Source organism: Rummeliibacillus pycnus (assembly GCF_050459865.1).
GTDB lineage: Bacteria > Bacillota > Bacilli > Bacillales_A > Planococcaceae > Rummeliibacillus > Rummeliibacillus pycnus_B.
Window position 1 is genome coordinate 39,052 of the sequence record NZ_JBCMNM010000005.1, and the last position, 8,157, is coordinate 47,208.

The window sequence follows — 8,157 nt, forward strand, 5'->3', positions numbered from 1 at the left end:
ATACATCACTATGTTATCTTTTGTCGTGAATTCTTAATTTAATAAATAAAAATTTAGAATTAACTTAAAATTTAGTAAATTTAGCGCTATAATAAGTTAAACTAAATTGATGCTTACAGAAAGTGGGAGGTCTCTAATATGACTGTACAAGAAGAAAAGACTGTACAGGTGGAAAACGTACTAATCGCCTATCAATTTTTAAAAGACGTCGTCGTACACACACCTTTACAAAAGAATGATTATTTATCCGAAAAATATGACTGTAATGTTTACTTAAAACGCGAAGACTTACAACTTGTTCGCTCTTTTAAATTACGAGGAGCTTACTATAAAATCAAAACAATTGAAGTGGAAGCCCGTGAAAAGGGCGTTGTTTGTGCTAGTGCTGGTAATCATGCACAAGGTGTTGCTTATGCTTGTGCACATTTAGGCATCCATGGACATATCTTCATGCCTACTACAACACCAAAACAAAAAATCGACCAAGTTCGTATGTTTGGTCGTGAATTCGTCGAAATTATTTTAGCTGGGGATACTTTCGATGATTCCGCGAAAAGCGCAATAGAATTCTCAGATGCGGATGGTCATATTTTTATCCACCCATTCGATGATGTTGATATTATTGCCGGACAAGGAACAGTCGCTGTTGAAATTATGAACGATATTGAAGTACCAGTAGACTACATTTTTGCTAGTATCGGTGGCGGTGGTTTAATATCAGGAATTGCTACTTATGTGAAAAACCTTTCGCCTCAATCATCTATTATCGGTGTTGAGCCTGCTGGTGCTGCCAGCATGAAAGAAGCGCTTGCTCAAGATCATCCTGTTGAATTAGCTCATATTGATAAATTTGTTGACGGAGCTGCTGTTCAATGTGTCGGACAAAAAACATTTGAACTATGCAAAAAATACCTAGATGATATCGTTGTAGTGCCAGAGGGTAAAGATTGTACAACAATTTTAGATTTATACAATAAACATGCCATCATTGCAGAGCCTGCTGGTGCTCTATCTGTTGCGGCACTTGATTATTACAAAGATCAAATCAAAGGAAAATCCGTAGTCTGTGTCATTACTGGTGGTAACAACGATATTAGTCGAATGCAGGAGATTAAAGAAAAGTCACTTATTCATGAAGGGTTACTCTATTATTTCCTAGTTAGCTTCCCACAACGTGCAGGTGCACTTCGCCAATTTCTAACTCAAGTACTTGGACCAGAAGATGATATTACAACATTCGAATATACTAAGAAAAACAACAAAGAAAGTGGTCCTGCATTAGTCGGTATTGAACTAAAACACCCTGAAGATTACGCAGGTTTACTTGATCGCATGAAACAGAACGGCTTCTCATTCAAAGAGGTAAATAATGATAGTACGTTGTTTGCATTATTAGTATAAGAGAGCGATCAGTACTTAGACATTCAATATATTGACATAACAAAGCCCCCAAAGAAACTATACTCTTTGGGGGCTTATTTAGATAGAATAGCTATTTTTTAGGCTGTAGCATTACACTTTTTATATTGTTCAAACTCATGAAGAATCTGTTCATGCATCACTTTTGACTTTTGCACACTAATCCAAAAAATATCGAAAGAGTATCCTGTGGCCGTTGATTTCCATTTATCAAGGCGCTTTTGGATGTCTTGTCCGTATTCTACTGATGTAGAAATAACCGTTGCTTTACCGATTCCGGGATAGTACATGCGATGTATATCCTCAATCTCATACCAATATATTTTGTGATTACTAAAGTCAACGAATATCCCTTCTTCATCCCAACAAATCCCTCTGTTCTTCATTCGAGCGATTAAATAATAATACCCTAAAAATGAAAATGAAAAGTAGACAAATATACCGACAATAAGCATAACTAGTTGACGCCATGTCCAATTATATAAATCTGGATTGCTGGCAATTTGAGCAACAACACCTACAATTGTTAAAAAACCTAGAATCAATAATAAAATTGTACTCCAAAAATTCGGCAAAAATTTATTCATATAAAAGCTCCTTGCTTTGCATATAGGTTTATCCTAACGGTGATTTTTAATCTTTTTTGGAAAAGCAACCACATTACATCTTAACTTCTAAAATGTCGTTATTTAGGAGGTCTAAAGATAATCCGTTTGCTTTCATGTTCTAATTTGATTCTATTATAACGGATATTTAACAGCAGAGCCTTGATTGTATATTAAGTTTGAAAAATTTATATCTTTTTAGCTATTTAAGGGGTTTTAACAGAAGCTTTAGTAAAAATTCCCCCTAGGTTACTTTTTAATAGATCCATTTTTTGAGCTAAGAATTGAGGACATATTAGTTTACTTAAGATGATCACTCGTCCATATGTTGATAGACTTATTCTTTTACTATGCTTCATTTAGTCTATTTTCGACTTTGGAAATACTGGTCCTCTCATTCAAATCCTGTACTATGTATGAAATCTATAAAGAAAAACCTGCACAACAAATTCGTGCAGGCTTTCATTCCATATTAAACACTTAATAGAGTTCTGTCCGACACCATTTTTTCTCCACGAATACGTTGGAATTGGTTCATTAAGTCGTCTATTTCCAAGTCTTTTTTCGCTGAAGGTTCTACCTCTAAAATAATTTGCCCTTTATCCATCATGATGAGACGGTTACCTAAGTCAATTGCTTGTTGCATATTGTGAGTTACCATCAATGTTGTTAGCCTATCTTTTTCAACCAGTTGCTTTGTTAAATTCGTAATTAACTCCGCTCTTGATGGATCGAGTGCAGCAGTATGTTCATCTAACAAAAGGATATTTGGTTTGGTGAAAGTGGCCATTAATAGTGACAACGCTTGTCGTTCACCGCCAGATAGTAGACCAACTTTTGCATTTAAACGATTTTCTAGATTAAGATTTAATGTTTCTAGAGATTCTTTGAAAAATTCACGACGTTTTTTATCTACACCGATGCGTAGAGATCGTTTTTGATTACGTGAATAAGCAATTGCTAGATTTTCTTCAATTGTCATCGTCGGAGCTGTACCAGCCATTGGGTCTTGGAATACGCGGCCGATAAAGCGGGAACGTTTATATTCTGGAAGACGTGTGACATCATTGCCATCAATTCGAATATGGCCAAGGTCGGGCATCAAAGCACCAGAAATCATATTCATCATAGTAGATTTGCCTGCACCATTACTACCGATAACAGTGACAAAATCACCTGCTTTTAGATCTAAGTTAATATTGTCTAAAGCGATTTTCTCATCGGGCGTTGCTTCGTTGAAAATTTTATTGATTCCTTCTAACTTAAGCAATCGACTTCCCCTCCTGTTTCACTACTGCGGTAGCACGTTCTGTTCGACGTTTGGCAATACGAACTTTTTCTTTTTGTTTAGCTCTTATTGTAGGAACAACTAATGCAATCACTACAATAACAGCTGTTATTAATTTCATATCACCAGTGTCTAAAAACTCGACTTGTAATGCTAATGCCAAAACGATTCGATAAATAATAGCTCCGAAAATCACAGCTAATGTAGTACGGACAATTGTTTTTGTGCCAAAAATAGCCTCACCAATAATAACAGAAGCTAGACCAATGACAATCATCCCGATTCCCATACCAACATCGGCGAATTTTCCGTATTGAGCAATGAGCGCACCTGATAATGCAACTAATCCATTTGATAAACCTAAACCCAAGATAATCAGTGTATCTGTACTTGCAGAAAAGCTACGAATCATTTTGTCATTATCACCTGTTGCACGAATGGCTAAACCAACTTCTGTTTTTAAGAACCAGTCAAAGATAAATTTAATAGCAAAGGTCAATATGAACATGATAAAAATAGTACCCCAAGTATTCGGAACATGTTCTATTCCCATACTCGATAACATACCGTTTAAAGTTTTATCTAGCCCAAGTTTTTCCCAAAAGCCAAAGAACAATGTGAATAGTGAATCAGAGTTTGCGAGTGGAATATTCGGACGCCCGACAGCAGTATCTGTCGTCATCCCCATAATTCGCAAATTAATGGAGTATAAAGCAATCATCATTAATATCCCTGAAAGTAGTGAATTGATTTTTGCTTTTGTGTGTAGAAGGCCTGTAATTGAACCGGCAACAAAGCCAGCTAATGTTGCACATAGTGTGGAGATAATTGGGTTGTATCCTAGTGTAATCATCGTTGCTGCTGTTGCGGCGCCAGTCACAAAGCTACCGTCTACTGTTAAATCAGGAAAATCTAACACTCGGAATGTTAAATACACCCCGAGTGCCATTATTGCATAGATGATCCCTTGCTCCACTGAGCCAAAAATTGCTATAAACATATAGAATCATCTCCTATCTATTTGACTACTTCTGCTTTCCATTCATCTTTGATGTCTACGCCGATTTTATCTGCTGTTGTTTTGTTGATTTCTAGTTTTAAGTTTGCTGGATAAGCAACTGATATATCTGCTGGTTTTTTGCCGTCTTTTAAAATTTCAACAGCTTTTTGACCTGCTTCATAACCAATATCGTAATAGCTGAAGCCGTATGCGCCAAATCCACCGCGTTTTACTGAATCAAGTTCTCCTACCATAACAGGCATTTTCTTGTCATTTGCCACATCTAATACTGATTCAAGAGCAGATACTACTGTGTTATCTGTAATGATGTAGAATGCATCTACTTTACCTACTAATGATTCAGTTGCTTGTTTTACTTCTGCTGATGTTGAAACAGACGCTTCTACAATTGTAATGCCTACTTTTTTTGCTTCTTTCTTCACGCTATCTACTTGTGCACGTGAGTTTTGCTCACCTGAGTTGAACACCATACCAACTTTTTTAGCACCTAATTGTTCTGATAAGAATTTTACTGTGTTTGGAATTGCATCTGGGTGAGTATCAACAGTACCTGTTACGTTACCACCTGGTTTTTCCATTGTTTTTACCAGTTCAGCACCAACTGCATCTGTTACAGAAGTAAATATAATTGGAATATCTGAAGTCGCTGCGGCTACTGCTTGAGCACTCGGTGTAGAGTTAGCAAAGATTAAATCTACTCCACTCCCTACTAAGTTGTTTGCAGCTGTTGTATTAAGACTTGGATCACCTTGAGCGATTTCAGTTTGATAGTCAACTTTTAATCCAGCATCTTTAAGCGCAGCTTTGAACCCTTTTGTTGCCTCATTTAATGATGGATGCTCAACGATTTGTGTAATTCCGACTTTATATGTTTTTCCGTCTGCTGCTGCTTTTTCATCTTTTGTATCAGATGATGCTCCATCTTTACTACCACATGCAGCAAGTGCTAATACGATAATCGCTGACATTAAAACCAATGCATACTTTTTCATTTTTTTCATGAAATATCCCCCTTAATTTCTTACTCTTTTTTATTTTTATCTACTGAAGCAACTAATTATTGTTATATTACAGAAGGCTTTTAGAATCGTCAATAATATTATGAATCTTTAGACTATTTTAGCAGACTGAACTTCAACGCTTCAATGCGCTAAACCGTTTGCGTATAAGGATTTCGTTTACCTTCTGTTAATTGTGTCTATTTTGTGAATTATTTTAAAATTAAAATTTTCACCTATTTATTTCTTATTTAACAAATGATAGGTTTGACATTTTTATTTATTATATTTACAATATTGTTTTGTTTATAAATAATATCGTGGTTCGAAACCATCCCACGTTAAAAAAACTAGGAGGAACTTAATAATGAAGACAAAGTCTTTAGCTATCAGCGCAATTATCGCTGCTCTTTATATTGCAGTTTCAATGCTTATTGCGCCCTTCGGCTTTACAAATGTCCAATTTCGTATATCAGAAATGTTCAATCACCTTGTTGTTTTCAATAAAAAATATATGATTGGTATTGTAATTGGTGTATTCATCACTAATTTGTTCTCACCACTCGGTACGTATGATTTAGTATTTGGTGTGGGGCAATCAATTCTTGCACTTGGGATTACCATTTTCTCTGCTCGCTTTATTAAAGGGCAACTATCACGTATGATTTTTAATACGCTAGTATTTACGATTACTATGTTCATCATAGCTATTGAATTAAATTTTGTTTTACATTTACCATTCCTATTTACATGGTTAACTGTAGCTGCTGGTGAATTCGTTGTTATGGCTGTGGGTATTCCTGTAATGACTGCATTAAATAAGCGCATTAATTTTAGTAAATTAATTGAAGACTAATATTTCATAAAAAGAAAAAGAGCAATTCCATGTTATTTTCACATGGTATCGCTCTTTTTTTATAGTCGATCAGTTTATGCTACAACCGGTTACTTCAAATTGACAGCCAAAAGGCACTTTTATAGCTTTTGTTCCTTCAGGTCCTCACGAAGTTTTGCTTTCAGGAATTTACCGACAGATGTTTTTGGAATTTCATTTAAAAATACAACGTCGTCTGGTACCCACCATTTTGCAAATTGACCTTCTAAATAAGTAAGCAATTCTTCTTTCGTGACTTTGCTTCCTTCTTTCAGAACTACACATGCGAGTGGTCTTTCTTGCCACTTTTCATCTGGCATGGCAATAACCGCTGCTTCAAACACGCCTTCATGTGTCATCAACGCATTCTCTAAATCTACGGAAGAAATCCATTCGCCTCCACTTTTAATCAAATCTTTTACACGGTCAGTTATTTTAATATAGCCCTCCGGAGTCATAACTGCGATATCACCTGTATATAGCCATCCGTCTTTAAATGCTTCTGCTGTTCTTTCGTCATTATAGTATTCATCCGCAATCCATGGTCCTCTGATTGTTAACTCTCCCATTGTTTGACCATCCCAAGGTACTTCCCCATCATCATTCACAATACGGGTTTCAACTAAAGAGACTGTTAAGCCTTGTGTTGCACGGATATCCAGCTTCTTCTCTTTTGACCACTGATCCATTTCAGAAGTATAAGTAGAGAGACTAACGATTGGTGTTGTTTCCGTCATACCATAGCCTACTATAAAAGGTACTTTATATTTTTCTTCAAAGGCTTGGATTAAACCTTTGGGCGACGCAGAACCTCCACATACAATAACGCGTAATGAAGTGATATCTCTAGGATTCTCTTCTAATTCCTTCAATACTCCTAGCCAAATAGTCGGTACACCTGCGGTTAATGTCACTTTTTCTTGTTCAATTAAGTCTAGTAATAATGCAGGAGTAAACATTGGTCCTGGTAATACTTGAGTTGCCCCAAAATTTACTGCAGCAAACGGCATTCCCCATGCATTAACATGAAACATCGGGACCACTGGCATTACTACATCATTCTCACGAAGCCCTAGTGAATCTGCTAAACCAAGCGCTATACTATGAAGCACTAAACTACGATGAGTATAAACAACTCCTTTTGGGAATCCTGTAGTTGCACTTGTATAGCACATCCCTGCAGGCATATTTTCATCTAAATCTTCAGGAAACTCGTAATCCTCGCCTGCTTCTGCAAGTAATTGCTCATATGAATGAACATTTTCCAATTCTGTTTCAGGAAGTGCTAGTCCATCCTGCATTACAACAATATGTTTGACAGATTTCAACAATGGAATTGCTTTCTCTACTAATGGGAATAAATCTCCATCAATTAATAAAATTTCATCTTCTGCATGGTTAATAATATAAACAATATGTTCAGGTGATAGTCGAATATTAATCATATGCAGGATTGCTCCTGCACAAGGAACCGCAAAATATGCTTCTAAATGTCGGTGATGATTCCATGCAAATGACCCTACTTTTGTGCCTTTTTTCATGCCTAATTTCGTTAAAGCTTGTGCTAACTTTCTAGTACGTTGTCCAAATTCCTTGTAAGTTATACGATGAATAGTATTTTCTGCAGTTCTTGAAATAATTAATTTCTTTGGAAAATAACGTTCTGCCCTCTTTACAAAGTCTGTTAATACTAATGGTGTTTGCATCATACTCAACCAACCCCTTTGTTTGTTATAAGTACTCTTTCAAGGATCGCTAATGTTCAGGAAATCTCCTAACGATAATCTCGATTAGTATTGACATTTCTATCAATCTAATTAATATTTATGATTTTTTAGAGAATTTATGAATGGACAGTATGTAGAAAATACTGTTTCAATACAAACATTAATAGTATTAATCTGTTTACTGAATGATGTGGAATTAGCTTCGCTTTCCGCGGGCGAGCGTTG

The 8,157-nt window shown here is 36.0% G+C and carries 7 protein-coding genes and 1 riboswitch; of the genes, 2 read left to right on the forward strand and 5 right to left on the reverse strand.

Annotated elements, in window-relative coordinates:
* Window positions 1-138 precede the first annotated feature (138 nt).
* A complete protein-coding gene (gene ilvA / locus ABE048_RS00890) occupies window positions 139-1,401 on the forward strand; it encodes a threonine ammonia-lyase IlvA (RefSeq protein ID WP_430308599.1) in 1,263 nt (420 codons plus the stop codon).
* 98 nt (window positions 1,402-1,499) lie between these two features.
* Here ilvA and ABE048_RS00895 read toward each other — a convergent pair whose 3' ends face one another.
* The 4 genes from ABE048_RS00895 to ABE048_RS00910 form a co-directional block, all read right to left on the reverse strand.
* Window positions 1,500-2,006 (reverse strand): hypothetical protein, encoded by a 507-nt coding sequence (locus ABE048_RS00895; RefSeq protein WP_430308600.1) that lies wholly within the window; start codon window positions 2,004-2,006, stop codon window positions 1,500-1,502.
* Between the two features lie 490 nt (window positions 2,007-2,496).
* Window positions 2,497-3,294: an ABC transporter ATP-binding protein gene (locus tag ABE048_RS00900; protein WP_430308601.1), complete on the reverse strand. Its 798-nt coding sequence runs from the start codon at window positions 3,292-3,294 to the stop codon at window positions 2,497-2,499.
* A complete protein-coding gene (locus ABE048_RS00905) occupies window positions 3,287-4,312 on the reverse strand; it encodes an ABC transporter permease (RefSeq protein ID WP_430308602.1) in 1,026 nt (341 codons plus the stop codon). Before ABE048_RS00905 ends, ABE048_RS00900 begins: the two co-directional genes overlap by 8 nt.
* A gap of 17 nt (window positions 4,313-4,329) precedes the next feature.
* Window positions 4,330-5,334 carry an ABC transporter substrate binding protein gene (locus tag ABE048_RS00910; protein ID WP_430308603.1) on the reverse strand — a complete coding sequence of 335 codons (1,005 nt, stop codon included), beginning with the start codon at window positions 5,332-5,334 and terminating at the stop codon, window positions 4,330-4,332.
* A gap of 311 nt (window positions 5,335-5,645) precedes the next feature.
* Window positions 5,646-5,691: riboswitch (PreQ1 riboswitch) on the forward strand.
* Window positions 5,692-5,698: 7 nt separating this feature from the next.
* On the opposite strand from ABE048_RS00910, the gene ABE048_RS00915 reads away from it, so the two are divergent.
* Window positions 5,699-6,187 (forward strand): QueT transporter family protein, encoded by a 489-nt coding sequence (locus ABE048_RS00915; RefSeq protein ID WP_430308604.1) that lies wholly within the window; start codon window positions 5,699-5,701, stop codon window positions 6,185-6,187.
* Between the two features lie 119 nt (window positions 6,188-6,306).
* Here ABE048_RS00915 and ABE048_RS00920 read toward each other — a convergent pair whose 3' ends face one another.
* Window positions 6,307-7,914 (reverse strand): long-chain fatty acid--CoA ligase, encoded by a 1,608-nt coding sequence (locus ABE048_RS00920; protein WP_430308605.1) that lies wholly within the window; start codon window positions 7,912-7,914, stop codon window positions 6,307-6,309.
* Window positions 7,915-8,157 lie beyond the last annotated feature (243 nt).